Source organism: Rhizobium indigoferae (assembly GCF_034554815.1).
GTDB lineage: Bacteria > Pseudomonadota > Alphaproteobacteria > Rhizobiales > Rhizobiaceae > Rhizobium > Rhizobium leguminosarum.
This window is the reverse complement of record NZ_CP140635.1, coordinates 1,074,658-1,094,813: the sequence shown is the minus strand read 5'-3', so window position 1 is coordinate 1,094,813 and position 20,156 is coordinate 1,074,658. Positions and strand designations below refer to the sequence as shown.

21 protein-coding genes are annotated in these 20,156 nt (G+C 61.5%); 8 read left to right on the top strand and 13 right to left on the bottom strand.

Translation table 11 applies throughout. The features are described from left to right. Positions 1 to 21: 21 nt before the first annotated feature. From U5G49_RS05610 to U5G49_RS05580, 7 genes are all read right to left on the bottom strand, one after another. On the bottom strand, positions 22 to 645 hold the full coding sequence (locus U5G49_RS05610) for a TadE/TadG family type IV pilus assembly protein (protein ID WP_193444719.1): 624 nt from the start codon (positions 643 to 645) through the stop codon (positions 22 to 24). After that, a complete protein-coding gene (locus tag U5G49_RS05605) occupies positions 639 to 1,118 on the bottom strand; it encodes a TadE/TadG family type IV pilus assembly protein (protein WP_193444720.1) in 480 nt (159 codons plus the stop codon). Before U5G49_RS05605 ends, U5G49_RS05610 begins: the two co-directional genes overlap by 7 nt. Further along, complete coding sequence (locus tag U5G49_RS05600; protein ID WP_193444721.1) at positions 1,115 to 2,716, bottom strand: TadE/TadG family type IV pilus assembly protein; 1,602 nt, start codon at positions 2,714 to 2,716, stop codon at positions 1,115 to 1,117. Before U5G49_RS05600 ends, U5G49_RS05605 begins: the two co-directional genes overlap by 4 nt. Positions 2,717 to 2,809: 93 nt before the next feature. Then, complete coding sequence (locus tag U5G49_RS05595; RefSeq protein WP_193444722.1) at positions 2,810 to 3,115, bottom strand: hypothetical protein; 306 nt, start codon at positions 3,113 to 3,115, stop codon at positions 2,810 to 2,812. Further along, positions 3,099 to 4,586 (bottom strand): type II and III secretion system protein family protein, encoded by a 1,488-nt coding sequence (locus U5G49_RS05590; RefSeq protein ID WP_193444723.1) that lies wholly within the window; start codon positions 4,584 to 4,586, stop codon positions 3,099 to 3,101. The genes U5G49_RS05595 and U5G49_RS05590 overlap by 17 nt, the downstream gene beginning before the upstream one ends. 55 nt (positions 4,587 to 4,641) lie before the next feature. Continuing rightward, entirely contained in the window at positions 4,642 to 5,559 is a 918-nt protein-coding gene (gene cpaB / locus U5G49_RS05585; protein ID WP_018241341.1) for a Flp pilus assembly protein CpaB, read from the bottom strand. 98 nt (positions 5,560 to 5,657) lie between these two features. Beyond that, the gene (locus U5G49_RS05580) at positions 5,658 to 5,855 is read right to left on the bottom strand and encodes a Flp family type IVb pilin (RefSeq protein ID WP_193444724.1); all 198 of its coding nucleotides are present in this window, start codon (positions 5,853 to 5,855) and stop codon (positions 5,658 to 5,660) included. A 258-nt stretch (positions 5,856 to 6,113) separates the two neighbouring features. Between U5G49_RS05580 and U5G49_RS05575 the strand changes: the two genes are divergently transcribed. The 3 genes from U5G49_RS05575 to U5G49_RS05565 are packed head-to-tail and all read left to right on the top strand — an operon-like array spanning position 6,114 to position 8,259. Next, entirely contained in the window at positions 6,114 to 6,644 is a 531-nt protein-coding gene (locus tag U5G49_RS05575) for an A24 family peptidase (protein WP_193444725.1), read from the top strand. Between the two features lie 38 nt (positions 6,645 to 6,682). Next, positions 6,683 to 6,853 carry a hypothetical protein gene (locus tag U5G49_RS05570; protein ID WP_165403084.1) on the top strand — a complete coding sequence of 57 codons (171 nt, stop codon included), beginning with the start codon at positions 6,683 to 6,685 and terminating at the stop codon, positions 6,851 to 6,853. A 56-nt stretch (positions 6,854 to 6,909) separates the two neighbouring features. Continuing rightward, a complete protein-coding gene (locus U5G49_RS05565; protein WP_193444726.1) occupies positions 6,910 to 8,259 on the top strand; it encodes a glutamine synthetase family protein in 1,350 nt (449 codons plus the stop codon). A 19-nt stretch (positions 8,260 to 8,278) separates the two neighbouring features. On the opposite strand, the gene U5G49_RS05560 is transcribed toward U5G49_RS05565, so the two are convergent. Then, positions 8,279 to 9,223, bottom strand: coding sequence for a diacylglycerol/lipid kinase family protein (locus U5G49_RS05560; protein WP_193444727.1), 945 nt, complete (start codon positions 9,221 to 9,223; stop codon positions 8,279 to 8,281). A gap of 295 nt (positions 9,224 to 9,518) precedes the next feature. Here U5G49_RS05560 and U5G49_RS05555 point away from each other — a divergent pair, with 295 nt between their 5' ends. Further along, on the top strand, positions 9,519 to 10,763 hold the full coding sequence (locus tag U5G49_RS05555; RefSeq protein WP_193444728.1) for an MFS transporter: 1,245 nt from the start codon (positions 9,519 to 9,521) through the stop codon (positions 10,761 to 10,763). Here the strand turns inward: U5G49_RS05555 and U5G49_RS05550 are convergent. Next, the gene (locus U5G49_RS05550; RefSeq protein ID WP_018241335.1) at positions 10,722 to 11,126 is read right to left on the bottom strand and encodes a winged helix-turn-helix transcriptional regulator; all 405 of its coding nucleotides are present in this window, start codon (positions 11,124 to 11,126) and stop codon (positions 10,722 to 10,724) included. The genes U5G49_RS05555 and U5G49_RS05550 overlap by 42 nt on opposite strands. Positions 11,127 to 11,229: 103 nt before the next feature. On the opposite strand from U5G49_RS05550, the gene U5G49_RS05545 reads away from it, so the two are divergent. Both U5G49_RS05545 and mgtE read left to right on the top strand, forming a co-directional pair. Next, complete coding sequence (locus tag U5G49_RS05545; protein ID WP_193444729.1) at positions 11,230 to 12,243, top strand: zinc-binding alcohol dehydrogenase family protein; 1,014 nt, start codon at positions 11,230 to 11,232, stop codon at positions 12,241 to 12,243. A 305-nt stretch (positions 12,244 to 12,548) separates the two neighbouring features. Beyond that, a complete protein-coding gene (gene mgtE, locus U5G49_RS05540) occupies positions 12,549 to 13,922 on the top strand; it encodes a magnesium transporter (protein ID WP_193444730.1) in 1,374 nt (457 codons plus the stop codon). 23 nt (positions 13,923 to 13,945) lie between these two features. On the opposite strand, the gene U5G49_RS05535 is transcribed toward mgtE, so the two are convergent. Beyond that, positions 13,946 to 14,467, bottom strand: coding sequence for an Lrp/AsnC family transcriptional regulator (locus U5G49_RS05535; RefSeq protein WP_193444731.1), 522 nt, complete (start codon positions 14,465 to 14,467; stop codon positions 13,946 to 13,948). A gap of 96 nt (positions 14,468 to 14,563) precedes the next feature. Between U5G49_RS05535 and U5G49_RS05530 the strand changes: the two genes are divergently transcribed. After that, complete coding sequence (locus U5G49_RS05530; RefSeq protein WP_193444732.1) at positions 14,564 to 15,469, top strand: DMT family transporter; 906 nt, start codon at positions 14,564 to 14,566, stop codon at positions 15,467 to 15,469. A 97-nt stretch (positions 15,470 to 15,566) separates the two neighbouring features. Here U5G49_RS05530 and U5G49_RS05525 read toward each other — a convergent pair whose 3' ends face one another. Beyond that, positions 15,567 to 16,181: a L,D-transpeptidase gene (locus U5G49_RS05525; protein WP_193444733.1), complete on the bottom strand. Its 615-nt coding sequence runs from the start codon at positions 16,179 to 16,181 to the stop codon at positions 15,567 to 15,569. 135 nt (positions 16,182 to 16,316) lie between these two features. After that, the gene (locus U5G49_RS05520; protein ID WP_193444734.1) at positions 16,317 to 17,981 is read right to left on the bottom strand and encodes an electron transfer flavoprotein-ubiquinone oxidoreductase; all 1,665 of its coding nucleotides are present in this window, start codon (positions 17,979 to 17,981) and stop codon (positions 16,317 to 16,319) included. A gap of 252 nt (positions 17,982 to 18,233) precedes the next feature. Between U5G49_RS05520 and U5G49_RS05515 the strand changes: the two genes are divergently transcribed. Further along, entirely contained in the window at positions 18,234 to 19,022 is a 789-nt protein-coding gene (locus U5G49_RS05515) for an SDR family oxidoreductase (protein WP_193444735.1), read from the top strand. Between the two features lie 10 nt (positions 19,023 to 19,032). Here U5G49_RS05515 and U5G49_RS05510 read toward each other — a convergent pair whose 3' ends face one another. Next, positions 19,033 to 19,911, bottom strand: a complete 879-nt coding sequence (locus tag U5G49_RS05510) for a phosphotransferase family protein (protein WP_193444736.1) — start codon at positions 19,909 to 19,911, stop codon at positions 19,033 to 19,035. Positions 19,912 to 20,156 lie beyond the last annotated feature (245 nt).

Sequence of the window (20,156 nt, the reverse complement as noted above, 5' to 3'; positions counted from 1 at the left end):
TCCTACGCATACTTTAAGGAGTCAGCAGGTTGAGCACGTCTTTAGATCTTCCGTCGTGATCGTCACCGGATGGGCCGGGATGGTGATGTCGTTAAGTCCCAGCAGCCCGCCGAGGATCGGCAGATCGAAAGTGATATCGCGTACCTCCAGCCGCATCGTCAGCACGGGCCCGTCCGGCCGGCCCCAGTAGCCGAGCCCCGATCGCTGGTAGGTGACCATCAGCTTATCCGGCGTGATGCGCCAATTGAGGTCGCAAATGCCGGGGTGAGGATCAGTTCCCGCGTTGCAAAGGCCGTCACTTCCCAGGACGATCCGGTTCAATGCCGCCGTGCAGTTCGCCAGAGCCGGCCCGCAGGTCGAGGATATCGTGGCATCGTTCGGCGCCGCTTTGCCGTTGTTGAGTGGATCGGCAGCTCCGATCGGGAAAACGGCATTGAAATTCGTCGTCACCGGATCGGATACGGCCGCCAGACGGGCACCATATTGCAGTGCCTTGACGGTCTGGTTCCACTGCGACATGGCATAGCCGAACTCGATGAAGGCGGCGAATACCAGCATGACGATCGGAAAGGTCAGCAATGCTTCGACAAGGCTGGCACCGCTGCTATCCTGCCAGAAGGTCTTGATCGCCCTAGAGGTCACCATCCGATGTATCTCTCTTCATGGAATGAGCTGATCGTGATGGCGTCGATTCCGAGAAAGCCGAACACCGGCGAGGTCTCGTAGAGATGAGCAGTGGAAATGGTGATGTTCCCGTCTGCATCGGGTGCAGTGATGGTGATGTCGGCAGCGTCCTTCCAGCCGGGGACACGGGGTATGGCGCCTGCCGCAGGTGTTTGCGTTCCGTAAAAGGCGATCGTCTTCGCAGTCGCCTGATTGCATGTCGGCACATAGGTTCCCGACTCCGGCCGGCATCGCGAAAGGTAACGCCCCGCATCGCGCAAGCCTGCGTCGATCTGCATACGCTCCCAGAAGATGCTGCCAAACTCCAGTATCCCCGCCGCAAAGAGCGTCACAAAGGGGATGGCGAGCAGCGCTTCGGCAAGCACCGCGCCTTCCTCCCGCCGCCAGAAGCCGAGGCAAAGCCGATGCCGGATGAAATTGCGGAGCGCCGTCATCTGACCAACTCCGCTTCTTCCCGCAGGAATTCGTCGAGCGTACCGCGACCACCCTTGCCGGTGATGTCGATCATCTCCAGGGAAAGGTATCGTTCGCCGCCCTCCTTTATCGCCGGCTTGGTCAGGAACATGCGCGCGAAGGCCACGGCGCGCGTGGCCTTGTGACCGTTTAAATGGCCGACCGAGGCTTCATAGCCGCAATTGACAATGGCTGAGAAGATCTCGCGGCGATCACCATATTCGGCCGCCGTATAGTTCGAAAGGTCCGGGCCGGTATAGCACTGGCCGCCGGTTGCCGGTGTCCCGGTCTCACCATTGGCCGAGGCATGGCTGATGAGAGACGGGTTTGCGAGCTCGTAACGATAAACATCGTAAGCGGAGGGTTGGCTTGGTGTTCCGGTCGGCGCCGGATAACTGGAGTGGCTGCCGAGGACCGTGCTCACCGAGGGCGCGGCCGTTCCCTGCGCGACATTCCAATAGGTCATGTACTGCCAATTGTTGCTGCTGCTGATCTTGCCGCCGGCAAGCGAGGTCATGGACGCTCCGTAGCCGAGCGGCAAAGCCTTGGTGGCATCGCCGACAACGGCTCCCACCGTGACCGGATCATAAGTATCGCAGCCCTTCTTTCCGTTGCCGCTGATCGACTGGGCGGAGCGCACATTTTGGGCCGGTCGGTAATGATAGTCGCCGTTCGCCTTGTTGAACGACGAGGAGTAAAAACCGAAGCGCGTATTCACGCCGTCCTCGACTGGCCCCGCCTTTGCGCCGGTCTCCGTATCGAGGCTGTCCTGCGTGTAGCAGGTACCGGGATTGCCGGTGGCGAGAGCCTCCGCCAGCACGGACGCACCATTGCCCAAGGGGGTCCGCAGGAACCCGAAATTGCCGGGGCCGGGATTGGACGCCGAGGTGCTGTGAAGCTCGATCTGTCGCCCGTAGAGATTGCCGGCCGCAAAATTGGTGTGCAGGGCCGCGGCTGCAACTTCGCTGGCGCTTTCACTCGTGTTGCCCGCCGGCTCGAACGGATTGCAGATAAAGATCGGCGTCACGTCGCAGGCGCTGGCGTGGTATACCGCCACGGCGTCGGCGGCGATATTGATCGTACTGCGAGTGAAACCAACCGGGATCGGAAAGATCGTCTGCATCGCCTGCGGCTTGGCGATGACCCAGGCGTAGGACGCTTCGCTGGCCGTGGTCGTTTGCATCGAAGACGGGATGGGCGTATCGTCGTTGGCGGGGATGCTATTCAGAAAAAGCACGGTGACCGTGCTCCCGGCATCGTTGCCGGCGTGGTAGGCCACGGTAATATGCGAGCCAAGCGACATGCCGGCCCCGCCCCCGGAAAAAGCCGCACTATTGGCGATTTTCTCGATCGCCGTCTGCGCCCTCGAAATGGCATCATCGCGGCCATCGAGTTCGCGGGCTCCGGCCAGCGCCATCGCATCGACCGCGTTCTGAAGATCGGTATGCAGGTTGCTGCTGCGGCCGACATCGATGATCAGCAGCGAAAAACCGAGAAGCATCGGCATGGCGATGAGCGTCAAGGCGATGACATAGCCACGATGATCGTTCCAGAACCGTCTGATAACCCTGCTCAGCATTGGCATACCCCCATCGCGGCGCTATCGCCGTGACGACCCTGTTTCGTGCATTTCCCCTTCGGCGCGCTGCCGCCGTTCATGCCTTTCGAACAGCTACTGGCTGACGGTGGCCCCACTGGACGCCCCATTGGCCTCCATGGCCGGCGACGGCTGAATAACGCCCACCCCGCCGTTCTGATACTGAGTGACCGCCCTGCGGATTACCTTGCCGTCGCTTGCGATACGGGTTCGCTGAGCTTCCGGCGGGAACGGGTCCTCGGTATGGATGGCCTTGTTTGCTTCCATGGCGTTGCCGGCCCCGAAGGTGATCGTATCGCGATGGTTCATGTAGTCGGCACAGCCGGAAGCGAGGCCGGCGGTTGCAAGGACGAGAAGGACGCGTTTAGCGTTTTGTAGCAACGGCTTGGACTCCCTGGTTCAGGTCGAGACGGTGGCCATAAGGCCCAGTCACGCCTACGCCATTGCGAAAGCGTCGGAGCATGTCCTTGTCGACTTCCAGGACACCGAGCGCAAAAAGCTCGACGTCGTTGGACGAACGCGTCTGGTCGAGCGGACTATAGAGGTCCTCGCCCGGGCGAGCCGGTCGCACTATGTGCGGGGTGACGACGATGACGAGGTCGGATTCCTTCTTCTGGAAACTCGTCGAACGGAACAGTGCGCCGAGGATCGGTATCTTCCCGAGGCCCGGCAGCTGCTGGATGTCTTTGGCATTGATCGACTGCAGCAGGCCCGCCATGGCAAAGCTCTGGCCGTCGCGAAGCGCTACCGTGGTGCTCGCAGCACGCGAGATGAAACCTGGATTGCCGTTGACGTTGATCGACGGATCAAGCTCGGAAACCTCAGGCTCGATCTCCAGATTGATGACGCCGTCGTCAAGCACCACCGGCTTGAAGGTCAACCGCACACCAAAGGGGCGATAGTCCGTCTCGGTGGCGACTGTCGTGCCGTTGTTCGTCGTCTTCAGGATCGGCACTTCACCGCCGGCATGGAAGCTGGCGGTCGAGCCGCTCATGGCGATAAGGTTCGGCTGAGCCAGACGACGCACCAATCCCTTCTGCTCGAGCGCATTGATGACCACGTCGATGCGCCCGCCGGAGATTTCCAGCACCTTGGCGATCAACTGGCCGAAGGGCAGCATACCCGTTGCCGCACCCTTGGGGTCAAGGAGGCTACGGGCCAGGCTGCCGTCATCATTCACGGTGATACCTTGGCTGGTCGTTGCCTTGCCGATGCCGTTGTTGCCGTGCCCGGACCAACCGATCCCAAGGTCACGACCCGTCTGGCGGGAGGCTTCGATGACACGGACTTCCAGCATCACCTGCTGGCTGTCGCTGACGCGCAACTGGTTCAGCACCGGTTGGTCGGAATAGGACTGGGCGACTTCCATCACCCGCTGCAATTCAACGCCGTCACGGACCATGCCTGTCAGGCGAATACGATCGTTGGAGTTGACCACTCTGACCCGGGCCGAGGGTGCGGCAGACCGAATGGCGGCGGCGACCTCGCTGAAATCGCTGGCAACGCGGATGTCGATGACGCCGAGAAGCGCTTTGTCGTCGCCATAGACCGAGATATTGGTGGCGCCGATCTTCTTGCCGCGAATGAACAGCGATCGATCGGAAAGCGGCACCACGTCGATCATATCGGCGCTGCCGATGACCAGATCACCGAAGGGCTGGCCGGTATTGAGCGTCAGCGTCTCGTTCGGAGGCAACGTCACATGCTGGACCGATTTGCCGAGGGTGACCGACTTTTCCTGTGCGTTGGCGCAGCCGGCAAATCCAGGCCCTAAACACACACAGGCCGAAAACACTGCCGCCAGTGCCGCAAGGCTTTTCATCCTTGCGATTCGTCTCTTACCGTTCGCCATGCCTGCTTTAGCCCCCTCCTTCGGCTGGCCGCACCCGCGGCAGGCCGCATAAACATCACTGGATCAGGCCGACTCGGTGCTCCTCGCGCTTCGTCGTGTTCCAGACCCCCACTGTTACCCACTTAGGCTCGACCGACAATACCGGCTCAACCTTTGGCTCCACAATCTGCACTTGTTTTTCGGGTTCTGGCAACTTATTCTTTTCCAGATCATTGCCGAGCTCCGCCGCCATCGCCCCGCCACCGAGGTCGGCGACGGTGATCTGTCGTGTTTGCTCGATAGAGGAAGAGGCAATATTGCGAAGCGCCAGGGACAGCGTGCCGATACTGGAGCCGAGAGTAAGGCGCTGCGCCTCATCGGTCGTGACCTCAAAGGTCACGGTTTTCACGACGGACGGCTCGTCCTTGCGCTCGTCTGCCGTCTGGTCCACCGCCAGCACCTTGACGCCTTGCAGCAGCACATCAACCAAGCTCTGATCGTTGCCCGCCGGCCCGCGTACGACCCGTGTCAGAAGCACGTCGACGCGATCGGAAGGCCTGACGAAGCCGGCAACGCCGAGCACGTCGTTGACGCGGATGGAAACCGCCTTCATGCCCTGGTCGAGCGCCGCCGACAGCGTGGCGCGTTCGCCGGCACCAGTGATTTTCGAGGATAGCACCGGCTCGCCGGGGTCGATCGCCGCCATGGCATAACGCGGCTGGGCATCGCTGCCAACGACCGCCTCGATGCTGACGAACGAGCCTGCGGGTGTTTCATTCGAGGGCCACGGAATGGCTCTGAGGTTTTCGGATCGGATCCGGTCACCGAAGCGCATTGGCTTGTCGGCGACAACGAGTGTTCTTTCCTCGGCCTTCATGCCGTTCATCGCCAGCAGCAGGGCCTTCTGATCGGAGAGATACTCGCGCATGCCGAACACTGCTGCTGCTGCGAGCACAAACGCAATAACGAGACTTAAAATCGTTGAGGAACGCATCGCGGTTACTCGCTACACTGGACGGAGCGCATCCATTCATTGATGCTAATTTAGAAGAGAGGGGTTAATAAAACCCCTCGCTTTTTCGGACGCCAATATCAGGCGGCTGGGACAGTCAGCTTGGCCGTAAACCAGCCTGCCCAGCCGTTCCAAACGGCAGCCAGATTGGTGCCGGCCAATGTCACCGCCGTGATCACACCGCCAACCAGCAAGGCAAGCAGAATGAGGTATTCAGTGAGTGCGACGCCGTCTTCTTCTCGCGCGAAAGCGCGTACGCTATTTACAAAGGCTTTCATCGAGAATTTCCTCCCAGATAAGTTGTGCGCCGTATTCCCCCCGGCCGCCTTGTCGTCGAGACCGCCTCTTCGACTGGGACCATTAATAATCTCTTAACTCTAAATTAGTCAATCGTTTTATACGCAAGCTCTCGAAATCTATACTTTATGGTTAAGACCAAAGTCCCGGTGCGCATTCGTAAAAACTGACTCAGTCGTCTGTATTTACTGTAGAGCAACTTGAAAATCAGGCTATAATAGCCCAAAAGGGTGAATACCATGCCGCAAATGATCGCTGTTATTAGTTCGCTTTCGGTATTTCTTTTTCTCTACGCCGCCTGGACCGATTTCCGCACATGGAAGATCCCCAACACGATCGTGCTCGCGCTCGTTGCACTTTATGCATTGCGCACGGTCGCCGTGATCCTTGGCTCACAGGATGTCGGCGCTGCGCTGTTTGCTTCAAGCGGAATTGGCGGCGACGTCGGAGCCGGTCTGCTGATGTTCGCCCTTGGGGTGGCGCTCTGGGCGTTCCGGCTGTTTGGCGCAGGAGACGCCAAGCTTTTCCTGCCGATCGGCCTTTTTATCGGATGGCACGGAATGCTGCCGTTTTCGTTTTTGCTCCTCGTGCTCGGCGTCGTGACGCTCCTGGTCCTGCGGCTGCCGGTGCCGCTGCCCGTCGCACATCTCGCCTTTTTCATGCGCGTCGAGGAAATCCGGGCGAGCCGGAAGGTACCTTATGGTGTCGTCATGGTTTTCGCCGCGCTCCTCACCTTGGCTTTGCCCATTATCCGACAGCAGCTACGTTGACCCGGCATCGACATAGCTGCTTTCTCGCAAGAGCCCCATTGCCAAAGGAGGATGTTGCGCGCCTTGCGGATGCGGTCGATCTCTGGCCAATAGGCATTCAGCTTCCTGATGTCCGCGAAGGGATGCAGATGGTGCGCGGCGTCGATCGCGGCAAGCTTGGAGGGGGGGCAAGTGTCGGGCATGACTGGGAAAAGAGCCCCGCGGATTGAAAGGCCTCTATCGATGGGATAGGAGCTTGGCCTTGCCCCGGAGGATTTTCAAGGTCATGGCGAGCGACAGGATGGACGGCACTGCCGACGGCGACCCACGTTTCGAGATCCTGATCGTCGGCATGAACGGCGACCTGCGCGGCAAGCAGCTTCCGCCCAGCGCCGAAGACAAGGTCTGGGCCGGCGACATCCGCCTGCCGACGTCGACGCAATCGCTCGACATCTGGGGTGACGACAATGACGACATCACCGGCCTGTCGCTGACGATCGGCGACCCTGATGGCAAGCTCGCCCCCGACCGACGCAGCCTGGCGCCGATGCCCTGGGCGCCGGAGGGCTCGATGCAGGTGCTCGCCACCATGCACGAATTCGACGGCAGCCCGAGCTTCATGGATCCGCGCGCCATCCTCGCCGCAGTGCTGGAGCGCTATGCCACGCGCGGCCTCACGCCTGTTGTGGCAACCGAGCTGGAATTCTACGTGATGTCGGGAGACTGGCGCGAGACCGGACGCCCTTCCCCGCCCGAAAGCCTTACTTATCGCGGCGAACCAAACGGTTTCCAGCTCTACGACATGAGCGCTGTCGACGCGCTCGACGGCTATCTCAGGACGCTGAGGGCCTATGCGAGCGTACAGGGGCTGCCGGCGGATGCGACGACGGCGGAATTTGGTCCGGGCCAGTTCGAGGTCAACCTGCTGCACCGCGCTGACGCGCTGGCAGCCGCCGATGATTGCCTCTATCTCAAGCGCATCGCCGAACAGGCGGCGCGCCGCCACGGGTTGAAATCGACCTGTATGGCCAAGCCTTATTCCGACCATGCCGGCTCCGGCCTGCATGTGCACGCGAGCATCATCGACCGGCAAGGCCGCAACATCCTCGACGCCAAGGGCGGCGAGCCGAAGCGGCTCAAATCGGTGACAGCGGGCCTGCTTAACACCATGCGCGAGGCGCAGCTGATCTTCGCTCCCTTCGCCAATTCCTACCGGCGCTTCCAGCCGGGCTCGTTTGCGCCTGTCGATCTGACCTGGGGCAGCGGTCATCGCGGCACGGCGATCCGCATACCCGACAAGGATGGGCCGGCCGCACGCATCGAACACCGCGTCGCCGGCGCCGATGCCAATCCCTATCTGCTGCTCGCCGCAATCCTTGGCGGCATGCTCACCGGTCTCGATGGCGAACTCGACCCCGGCGAAGAGACCACGCCCTCGCACACGTCTGTGAATACGACGCGACTGACGCATGATTTCCTCAGCGCCGTCGAGACCTTCCGCACCTCGCCCTTCATCGCCGATATCTTCGGCGCACGTTATCAGGCGCTCTATGGCGACACCAAGCGCAAGGAAGCGCTTGCGCATCTGCGCACGGTTTCGGATTTCGACTACCGCACTTATCTGCCGCGGCTCTGAAGACTATGCAGCGGCCGACTTATGCTGCGGGCTCGCGGCGTTCGCTGGCGTCCACCTGCGCCGCAAGGCCCTGCTTGACGAGGACCTTCAATTCGCCCGGATGCAGCCGGATCGAGACATCGCGTTGGAGCGGCAGCAACTCGCCGTCCATGACGCAATTGGCCTTGAAGCGCAGTTTGGGGAAATGCAGGTGCACTTCGGCCGGGTGCAGCACCATGACATCGGCATTCTCGCGGACCTTGCCGCGCAGCATGTCGACGGCGAGGCGGGCGACACCCAGAGGCTTCAGCGGATTTGCCGTGTAGAAGCCGAGTTCGCCGCTTGTCAAATTATCGGCGTAGAGCAGCGCATTCTCACCGAAGGGATTGTTGGAGACCGAGATCGCCGACACCCTGCGGCGCTCCCGCATGCCGGCCGCCTCGAACTCGACCTCGAATTCCGGCGGGTTGAAGATAACACCCAAAGCCGCCTTCGTGCTTGCCCGGATCTTGCCCAGCCGGGAACGATAGCTGTAGGCGTTGCGGTAGCGCACCATGCGGGCATGCAGGCCGGCGGAAAACTGGTGGATGAAGGGCCGGCCGTTGGCGCTGGCGATATCGACATTGTCGACCTCGCCGGAAGCAAGCACATCAAGCGCCTGCCAGATATCGAGCGGCACCCGCAGCGAGCGGGCAAAGAGGTTCATCGTGCCGGCGGGGACGACGCCGAGCGCAATTCCGTTTTTCCAGGCGATCGATGCCGCTGCCGAAATCGTGCCGTCGCCGCCGCCGGCGACGATACCGTCGATATCATCGCGCTTGGCCGCCCGCTCCATGGCGGGAATGATTTCCTTTCCTGAGAAGACGATGGCGTCGAAATCGTGTCCCGCTTCGCGGAAAGCCGCTTCCGCCCTCTTCTCATAGGCCGGCATGTCGGTGGTCTTGAAGGTACCGCCGTCGCGATTGAAAAAGCCTACAAGCTTCATGAGAGCTCCCGTCTCTGGCGCGGAAAATACTCCTGCCTTGCCCTTGAGATGGTTGCGGTATCGGCGATTTCAAGCGCAGCCATCTTTCCGGAGAAGGGACAGAAATGCAAAAATTGCAATAGACGTATGCACATAGCAGGACGCTGCACTGCAAAAAATGCACTCGACGGCGGCCGAGAGGTCACGGATAGATGGCGTATTGGAGACCTCGTCTCCACCTCCCGCCATTTCCCACCGATCGGCTCGCGTCTGTGCCAGGGCCATTGCCAAGCAGAAACCGCCTCGAGGAGCTCTCGTGAGTGAGATTGCCGCCAATATTTCAGTCGATAGTCGGGACTCCGTCGATAGCCAGGATGGAGAACTGCCGTCGGCAATGACCGTGGCGCTGGTCCAACTGGCGCTCGCCTGCGGCGGCTTCGGCATCGGTACCGGCGAATTCGCGATCATGGGGCTGCTGCCCAATGTCGCCGACACCTTCTCGGTCACGACGCCACAAGCCGGCTACGTCATCAGCGCCTATGCGCTCGGCGTCGTCGTCGGCGCACCCGTCATTGCCGTGCTCGCCGCGAAGATGGCGCGCCGCACGCTGCTTTTGACGCTGATGCTGATCTTTGCCGCCGGCAACATATCAAGCGCCATGGCGCCGACCTTCGAAAGCTTCACGCTGCTGCGCTTCGTCAGCGGCCTGCCGCACGGCGCCTATTTCGGCGTCGCGGCCCTTGTCGCCGCCTCGATGGTGCCGGTGCATCGCCGCGCCCGTGCCGTTGGCCGCGTCATGCTCGGCCTGACCGTTGCGACACTTCTCGGCACTCCGTTGACGACATTCTTCGGCCAGTCGCTCGACTGGCAGGTGGCGTTTTTCTCGGTCGGCGTGCTCGGCCTGCTGACGGTGGCGCTGATCTGGTTCTACGTTCCGAAGGACAGGGTTTCCGAGGAAGCTGGCTTCCTGCGCGAACTCGGCGCCTTCCGCCGGCCGCAGGTGTGGCTGACGCTCGGCATCGCCGCCGTCGGTTACGGCGGCATGTTCGCGATGTTCAGCTATATCGCCTCGACGACGACTGAGGTGGCTATGCTGCCGGAAACAGCCGTTCCGATCATGCTGGTCCTTTTCGGCGTCGGCATGAATGCGGGCAATTTCATCGGCTCGTGGCTCGCCGACAAATCGCTGCTGGGCACGATCGGCGGGTCGCTCATCTATAATGTCGTCGTGCTGACCACCTTCTCGCTGACCGCCGCCAACCCCTATATGCTCGGCCTTTGCGTCTTCCTCGTCGGTTGCGGTTTTGCCGCCGGTCCGGCGCTGCAGACGCGGCTGATGGATGTCGCCGCCGATGCGCAGACGTTAGCGGCAGCTTCCAACCATTCCGCCTTCAACATCGCCAATGCGATCGGCGCCTGGCTCGGCGGTCTCGTCATCGCGGCGGGCTACGGTTTTGCGGCGACCGGCTATGTCGGTGCGGTGCTATCCTTTCTCGGCCTCTTCGTCTTTGCAGCCTCGCTACGCCTCGAGCGCCGCGACCGGAGCGCGCAGGCCGTCTGAGGCCAAGCGCAGCTCGCGGCCTTCCGGGCTGCAGAAGACATAATCGTCACCCCAGGCGGCCAACGCCTGGATGACAGGCTTCAGCGTCATGCCGAGCGGCGTCATTGCATATTCCACCCTCGGTGGCACGACCGGATAGACGGTGCGTGATACCAGACCGGACTCTTCCAATTCACGCAGTTGCTTGGTCAGCATGCGCTGGGTCACGGCCGGCAGCTTACGCCGCAATTCATTGAAGCGCAGGGTTCCTTCCATCAGATGAAAGAGGATGACGCCCTTCCACTTCCCGTCGAGGTAAGTCAGCGTCGCTTCGACCGGGCAGCCGGGGAAATTCTTGACGAGCTTGGCGCGCGGCAATGACATTTTACAGTATCCTTTTGGGTACTACGTACAGAATTTGTGCATTCTTGCGTTGTCAGAACATAGTGCGCATCTAGCTTCCGTGCAACGAACACAGGAGTTTCCCATGCGCGCCGTCGCCTATAAAACGCCCCAAGCGATCTCCGCCGAGACCTCGCTGATCGATGTCGAGCTGCCGATGCCGGAGGCTAGGGGCCACGATCTGCTCGTCGAGATCAAAGCCGTTTCGGTCAATCCCGTCGACGTGAAGGTGCGCGCCCATTCCGCACCGCCCGCGGACGAGCTCAGGGTGCTCGGCTGGGATGCCGCCGGCATCGTCAAGGCCATCGGCACTGATGTCACCCTGTTCAAGCCCGGCGACGAGGTGTTCTACTCCGGGGTCATCAGCCGCCCGGGCAGCAATGCCGAATTCCATCTCGTCGACGAGCGCATCGTCGGCACCAAACCGAAAAGCCTCGATTTCGCTGCTGCGGCCGCCCTGCCGCTGACCTCGATTACGGCCTACGAAGCGCTGTTCGACCGGCTAAAGGTGCAGGACGCGGTTTCAGGAGCGGGACGCTCCATCCTGATCATCGGCGGTGCTGGCGGCGTCGGCTCGATCGCCATTCAGATCGCCCGAGCATTGACCGATCTGACGGTGATCGCCACGGCCTCGCGGCCGGAGACGCAGGACTGGGTGAAGGAACTCGGCGCGCATCACGTCGTCGACCATTCCAAACCGATCGCGCCGCAGGTGGCAGCGCTCGGCATCGGCGCGCCGGGATTCATATTCTCGACCACCAATACCGACAGCCATATTGGCGACATCGTCGAAGCGATTGCGCCGCAGGGCCGCTTTGCATTGATCGACGATCCGAAGACGCTCGACATCGTGCCCTTCAAGCGAAAGGCCGTCTCAGTTCATTGGGAGTTGATGTTCACCCGCCCGCTCTACGGCACGCCTGACATGATCGAGCAGCACAAGCTGTTGAACAGGGTTTCCGAGCTCGTCGACGGCGGAAAGATCCGCACGACGCTTTCAAAGATCGTCGGGCCAATCAATGCGGCAAACCTCAAGACGGCGCATGCCATGGTCGAAAGCGGCAGGATGAAGGGCAAGGCTGTGCTTGCACGATTCTGAGATTCCAGCCAGCAGGCCCGGTATTTCCCGCAAGGTCGTATAAACCCGCCTGGAATGCCGCATCGCAGGGTGCGACATTCTGGCGTTAAGCATTTACCCCGCTTGACTTTTTCCGCGTTCGGGACCACCTAGCACTGACGTGGACGACACTCGTCAGCCACGGATTTCAACGGAGCCATCATAACGATGCCAAGCGACAGTAGCAGTCGATTGCCCTTGCCGTACGCGACCCTCGTGCGCTGACCGACTCCTGTCGGCTCGCCCGATCGGACGCTACGGCGGATCGACGGAAAGGCGAGCCTCAAATGAATATCAATCGCTTCCCTCTTCGGGCAGGCCATGCCGCCCGTGCCTTCATCAACAACAGCCGCGGCGCAACGATCGCCGAACGCGTCGAAGCGTTGAACGCGCTGAGCGTCCAGGACGCCGGGCGTGTTCTATGCGGCATGCCGCTCGACTATGCGGTCAACATTCTCGACCGGCCGGAGCTTCGCAACGCCGCACAGATTCTTGCGCTGATCAGCGCCGAGGACGCCGCACGGCTGCTGCACGGCATGTCCAACGACCGCGTCGCCGACGTGCTGCTTGAACTCGACGGCGAGACTCGCGCCCGGCTGTTCTCCAGCCTCGACGAACCGGTGCGCATCGCGATCCAGCACCTGATGGGCTATCCGCCGCGCACGGCCGGCGGCATCATGACGACGGAGTTCGTCAGCGTGCCTGATAGCTGGACCGTCGCCCGCACACTCGACCATGTGCGCCAGGTCGAACGCTCGCGCGAGACCGTCTACGCCATCTATGTGCTGGACGAGGTCAGCCATGCGCTGCTGCATGTGGTGACGCTGCGTCGCCTCATCACCGGCGAGCCGGACGCTTCAATCCTCTCGGTGGCACAGAAGGGCGCGCCTGTATCGGCGGATCCGCTGATGAAGCAGGAGGATGTCGCCCGGCTGATCCGCAAGCACGACCTGCTCGCGCTGCCGGTGACCGACGAACATGGGCAGATGCTCGGCATCGTCACCGTCGATGACGTGATCGACACGATGATATCGGACACGACGGAAGCGGCCCAGAGGTTCGGCGGCATGGAGGCGCTCGGCCAGCCCTACATGAAGATCAGCTTCGCTGGCATGATCCGCAAGCGCGCCGGCTGGCTCGCAGCCCTGTTCCTCGGCGAGATGCTGACGGCAAGCGCGATGCAGCATTTCGAAGGCGAGCTGGAAAAGGCCGTGGTGCTGACGTTGTTCATCCCGCTGATCATGAGCTCGGGCGGCAATTCCGGTTCGCAGGCGACCTCGCTGATCATCCGGGCGCTGGCGCTCGGCGAGCTGAAGCTTTCGGACTGGTGGAAGGTGCTTTTGCGCGAACTGCCGACGGGCATCGTGCTCGGCGCGATCCTCGGCCTCGTCGGCTTCGTCCGCATCGTCTTCTGGCAGTCGGCCGGGCTCTACGATTACGGCCCGCACTGGCAGATGGTCGCCGTCACGGTGTTTGCCGCCCTGATCGGGATCGTCACCTTCGGCTCGATCTGCGGCTCGATGCTGCCCTTCGTGCTGCAGAAGCTCCGGCTCGATCCGGCCAGCGCCTCGGCCCCCTTTGTCGCCACGCTGGTCGATGTCACCGGGCTCGTCATCTACTTCTCGGTGGCGCTGCTCATCCTCAGCGGGACGCTGCTCTAACCTGCAAGCATGCCCGAGGGGAATTATTTTCCCTCGGGCAGTTTCAGCGGCCCGTGCGTCTTGATGCTGCGGATGGCGAAATTCGAGCGGATGTCGCTGACATTCGGCAAGGTCAACAGCGTTTCGGTCAGAAGCCGTTCGTAGGCGGCGAGATCCTCCACCACCACTTCTGCAAGGAAATCGGCCGTGCCTGAAATCAGGAAGCAGGAGACGATCTCGGGGATGGCGAGCAGAGCCTTCTGCTGCGCCTCGGAATTTTCGCGGCTGTGCTGGACGACCTTGAATTCGACGAAGACGGTGAGGCCGAGACCGACTTCCTTGCGATCGATATCCGCGGTGTAACCGCGGATGATCCCGGAGCGTTCGAGATTGCGGATGCGGCGCAGGCAGGGCGACGGCGAAAGGTTCACCTTCTCGGCGATCTCGACATTGGTGGCCCGCGCATCCTCCTGCAGGCACTTCAGGATGGCGATATCGAATTTATCGAGATTTGGCATTTTCATGATCCCTGCTGGCATCAATTGGCAGAAGATTGCGCATAACATGATTTTTGAGCTAGAGATAGCAAGGACATGCCCTGACCTCTGGCGCTAGTCTTCTCTTCAACCGGACAGGCTCCGGATGAAAGAAAGGACAGGACGATGACCACCATTGCTTTCACGAACGACAAGTCGCCGTCGCAGGTACTGGGTTATGCCGGCGGCACTATTACCGTGCTGATCTGGGCGACATGGTTTCTTGTCACCCGCCATAGCGCAGCAACGCCGCTCGGCTCGATCGACATTGGGCTGATCCGCTTCGGAATTCCGGCGCTGGTGCTTTCACCCGTCTGGCTGAAGACGGGGCTGCTGCCGAAGGCCATGCCACTTCACCTGCTGGCAATCATGGTATCAGGCTCCGGCGCCGTCTTCTTCCTGCTGACGACGCTGGCAATCCACTCGACGCCGGCCGCCTCCTCAGGGATCCTGCTCGGCGGCTCCATGCCGCTTGCCGCGGCGCTGATCGGCATTGTGCTGTTTCGCGAAAGACCCGACAGCACCCGCATCGCTGGGCTCGTTGCGATCGTCGCCGGCGTGCTGATCCTGCTCACGCGCAGCCTTGCGGACGCCTCGCTGCCATGGACGAGCTTCGTGCTGTTGCCGGCCGGCGCCGTTTTATGGGCAAGCTATACGCATGCCTTCCGCCGCTCGGGCCTGACCGCCGTGCAGGCGAGCGCCTTGATCGCCGTCTGGTCCTTCCTGATCATGGGCGCGCTCGCCCTCATCTTCGGCATCTCGCTGCCACAGGTTCCTCTTCAGGAGATCGGCCTGCAGGTGCTGAGCCAGGGCATTCTTTCCGGCCTCGTCGCCATGGTCGCCTACGGCACCGCCGTCAGAACACTCGGGGGAACACAGGCCGCCGCCTTCACGGCGCTGACGCCGGTGCTCGCAACGCTTGGCGGCGGCTTGCTGCTTGGCGAAGCCATCGGCATGACGGAAATCAGTGCCGCCGTGATCACCGGCATCGGCGTGGCGCTTTCGACGGGTATTGCGGCACCGCGCCGCTGAAATCCAACACCAACGGCAGATGAAAGCCGCCTGCAGCAATCGCTGCGGCGGCTTTTTCACTAGAGACGGCGTCCTTATCGAGCTTCGAACGGCCAAGTCAGGCCTGGATGACGACGACCCTGGCGCCGACCTCGACGCGGCTATAGAGGTCGATCACGTCGTGGTTCATCATGCGGACACATCCGCTCGACATGGCCAGACCAATCGATTGCGGCTGGTTGGTGCCATGAATGCGAAAATGGGTGTCGTTGCCGCCGCGAAAGAGATACATGGCCCGCGCACCGAGCGGGTTGTTCGGGCCGCCCGGCATGCCGCCGGCAAGCTTGCGATAGCGCTCTTCACGGCGCTGCATGTTTTCGGTAGGCGTCCAGCTCGGCCACTCGGCCTTGCGGCCGATATAGGCGTTACCTGCAAAGGCCAGCCCCTCGCGACCGACACCGACACCATAACGCATTGCCCTGCCCCCGCCGAGGACGTAATAGGCGCGGCGCGCGGGTGTATCGACGATCACGGTGCCGGCAGCATGGGTGGTTTCGTAGGCCACTTCCTGGCGGCGGAGCTCCGGCTTGATCTTGTCGATCGGCACCTGCTTCAACGGGAATTTTTCGTCCGGAAGTGCAGCATAATTGGTCTGGTTGTTCAGACCGGTCGAAGAGCAGCCGGCCACGAAAAGCGGCAGGGCGATCAAGAAGCCCCGGCGGGAGATCGTCATGAATGTGTCCTTAGTGCGTCAACACGATGTCGCAAGCTAAGGAAATTATGGTTAACGAACGGCTAACAGCCTCCGGCAGGAGGCGATCACGAAGGCGTCAGCACGTGAAATTGTCGGCCGCGAGGACAAGCCGCCTCACATGTTCGGATAGACCGGCCCCTCGCCGCCCTGCGGCGGCACCCAGTTGATGTTCTGGTTGGGGTCCTTGATGTCGCAGGTCTTGCAGTGCACGCAGTTCTGGGCGTTGATGACGAAGACGTCCTTGCCATCCTTTTCCACCCATTCATAAACGCCGGCCGGACAGTAGCGCGTCGACGGGCCGCCATAGATGTCGTGTTCCGAACTCTTCTGCAGCGCCATGTCCTTGACCTGCAGATGCACCGGCTGGTCTTCCTCGTGATTGGTGTTCGACAGGAACACCGAGGACAGCCGATCGAAGGTCAGGACGCCATCGGGTTTCGGATAGGCGATCGGCTTGTGCATCGAGGCAGGTTCGAGCGACTGCGCATCGGTCTTGCCATGTTTCAGCGTGCCGAAGACGGAAAGGCCGAACAGCGTGTTGGTCCACATGTCGAAGCCGCCGAGCGCTACGCCAAGTGCGGTGCCGAACTTCGACCACAGCGGCTTGACGTTGCGCACCCGCTTCAAATCGCGGCCGATGTCGCCCTTGCGCCATTCATTCTCTATCTCGGCGACCTCGTCATGGCTGCGGCCTGATACAATCGCGGCGGCGATCTTCTCGGCCGCCAGCATGCCCGACAGCACCGCATTGTGGCTGCCCTTGATGCGCGGCACGTTGACGAGACCGGCCGAACAGCCGATCAGCGCCCCGCCGGGGAAGGAAAGCTTCGGCACCGACTGATAGCCGCCCTCGGTGATGGCGCGAGCGCCATAAGACAGCCGCTTGCCGCCCTCGAAGGTGGTGCGGATCGCCGGATGGGTCTTGAAGCGCTGGAATTCCTCGAAGGGATAGAGATAGGGGTTCTTGTAATTGAGGTGGACGACGAAGCCGACGGCCACCAGATTGTCTTCCAGGTGATAGAGGAAGGAGCCGCCGCCGGTCTTCATGCCAAGCGGCCAGCCGAAGGAGTGCTGCACCAGGCCCGGCCGATGGTTCTCGGACTTCACCTGCCAGAGCTCCTTGATGCCGATACCGAACTTTTGCGGTTCACGGTCTTTCTGCAGATCGAACTTGGCGATCAGCTGCTTGGCGAGCGAGCCGCGCACACCCTCGCCGATCAGCACATATTTGCCGAGCAGTTCCATGCCGCGGGTATAGTTCGGGCCGGGTTCGCCGTTCTTCTCGATGCCCATGTCGCCGGTGGCGACCCCGATGACGGCACCCTCGTCATTGTAGAGCACCTCGGTTGCGGCAAAACCCGGATAGATCTCGACGCCGAGTTCTTCGGCCTTGGCCGCCAGCCAGCGACAGACGAGGCCAAGCGAGACGATGTAGTTGCCGTGATTGTTCATCAGGGGCGGCATCAGCACATTCGGCAGGCGAACAGAGCCGGCCGGACCAAGCAGCAGGAAGTGATCTGATGTGACCTTGGTCTTGAACGGATGATCGGCCTCGTCGCGCCAGCCGGGCAACAGCCGGTCGATGCCGATCGGGTCGACCACGGCGCCCGAGAGGATATGCGCGCCGACTTCCGCGCCCTTCTCCAGCACGACGACCGACAGCTCCGGATTGACCTGCTTCAACCGGATCGCCGCCGCAAGACCGGCAGGACCGGCGCCGACGATCACCACGTCGAATTCCATGCTCTCGCGTTCGGGCAGCTCAGTCGTCTCGGTCATTCACTCGTCTCCGCTTGGCGGCACGCGGCCGTCATCCCCGTCATGGCACTTTCTTGTCAAAACGAGAAAGCATTGTCGAGCCGGGATACGACAGCCAATCTTCCAATTCGCACAATGATGACGTCTCATAAGGCAGAATTACATAACGCTTACGTCAACGTCAATTATCAAACGCTGCCGAACCGGTCACATTCCCTTTCCTTTTCCGCTGCTTGCGCCTTATACATCGCTCTGACATATCGGAGGACAATCATGGATCTCGGCATCAAGGGCAAACGGGCACTCGTCCTCGCCTCTTCGCGCGGCCTCGGCCTCGGCATCGCCGTGGCGCTGGCGCGGGAAGGCGCAAACGTGCTGCTCTGCGGGCGCAGCGGCGAACAGCTGGACGCCAATTGCAAGGCGATCAATGGCGAAGGCAAAGGCCGGGCCGACTGGATCTGGGCCGACCTCGGGGACGAACGCTTCGTGGAGATGACGACGACGGCGGTGAGGGAGAAGTTCGGCGGGCTCGATATCCTTGTCAACAATACCGGCGGACCGACGCCCGGCACGACCGAGGACATGACGGGCGAAAAGCTCGAAAGCTATTTCCTCTCCATGGTCGCTCGGGTGATCACGCTCACCAATGCGCTGCTGCCCGGCATGAAGGCGCAGGGCTGGGGCCGCATCCTCACGGTTGCCTCATCCGGCGTGGTCGAACCGATTGCCAATCTGGCGCTGTCGAATACGCTACGCCCGGCCCTTGCCGGGTGGAGCAAGACGCTTGCCTCCGAAGTGGCGAGCTTCGGCGTCACCACCAACCTGCTCCTGCCGGGCAGTATCCTGACGGCGCGGCTCGACGATCTCGATGGGGCTGCGGCAAAGCGGACTGGCAAGAGCCTCGAGGAGATCCGTACCGACAAGGAAGCGCGCATTCCGGTCGGCCGCTACGGCAGGGTCGAGGAATTTGCCGCAACCGCTGCCTTCCTGTGCAGCCAGCCGGCAAGCTACATCACCGGCTCGCTGATCCGCTGCGACGGCGGCGCGGCGCGGTCCGTCTGAGCATTTCCTCTCAGCCAACGCGGGCCGCCGCCGCCCATGTCGCCGCACTTAGGATCATCTGTTCGACGTAAGCCGGATCGTCCGCAAATTCGGCGAGTTCGGAAAGACGATGGAAACCCGTCAGGATCGCAATGCGCCGCCGGTCGAGCCTGCGTCCAGTCAGCATTTCATAGGCCGATACGATGCGGGCGGTCAGATCGGGCGAGATGAAGTTCGAATAGATGAATTCCTGGTGCAACGGGCCAAAGCCTGAATCGCCAAAATCATAAATGCCATTCAGCCGCTTTTGCGTATGGTCGAAGGCCATGTTCCAGCCGTGACCATCGAAGAAGCCGTAGATGCTGCCGTAAGGATCGGGCGGCAAGGCTTCGAAATCGGAAATGATGGCCTGGGCAAAGCTCTTGATGTCAGGCGGCAGCAGCGGCAAAGCCCTCGTTCGCACCGTCTCCGGCGATTGCCATGGCTGGATCGCGCCGGCACCGGCCGAGCGCAGGCGATCGGCATCGAGCACGTGCAACTCGGCGTAAAAGCGGGCGAGATCTTCGGCGAGATGCTGACGATCGCCTTCGCCAAGCGCATCGTAATCTTCGGCGATGAGATGTTCGCCGTCGAGCTTGGCATGGCTGGAGAAGATCGGCGGCCCGTCATGAATGCGCATGTCTGGAACCGCCATCGACAACGACGGCCGAACGATGTCGAGCAAGGCGGCTTCCTTCTGCAGCGCTCTTTCCGCGCCGAGATTGCGAGGAAACTTGAAGATCAGCGTGTCGTCAACGTCGACCGCCATCGAATCCCAGCCCTTCGCCGCCAGCTTGAAGACGGAGGCCGTGAGTTCAGGAAACACACTTATGATGAGAGAACGAAATTCGCTGGCGTCCAACTCGGTCATGACGACCTGCCTTCTCTGGTTTTTTCCGCGTTCTTCGCGGGGGCAAATGACGGCGCACGGATCGACATGGTCTTGTCGCGAGCCGCCTGCCCTCCGCCGTCAAACGGCGTCGGGTTACACTGGGACTATATTAGTCTAGTTTGAATATTACGGAATATTCATTACAAAAATTTAAGCCGTTATAACCACTTAGTGATCACGACCCGGGAATTATGTCTTTTTTGCGCCGCAATATAAGTGGCTCA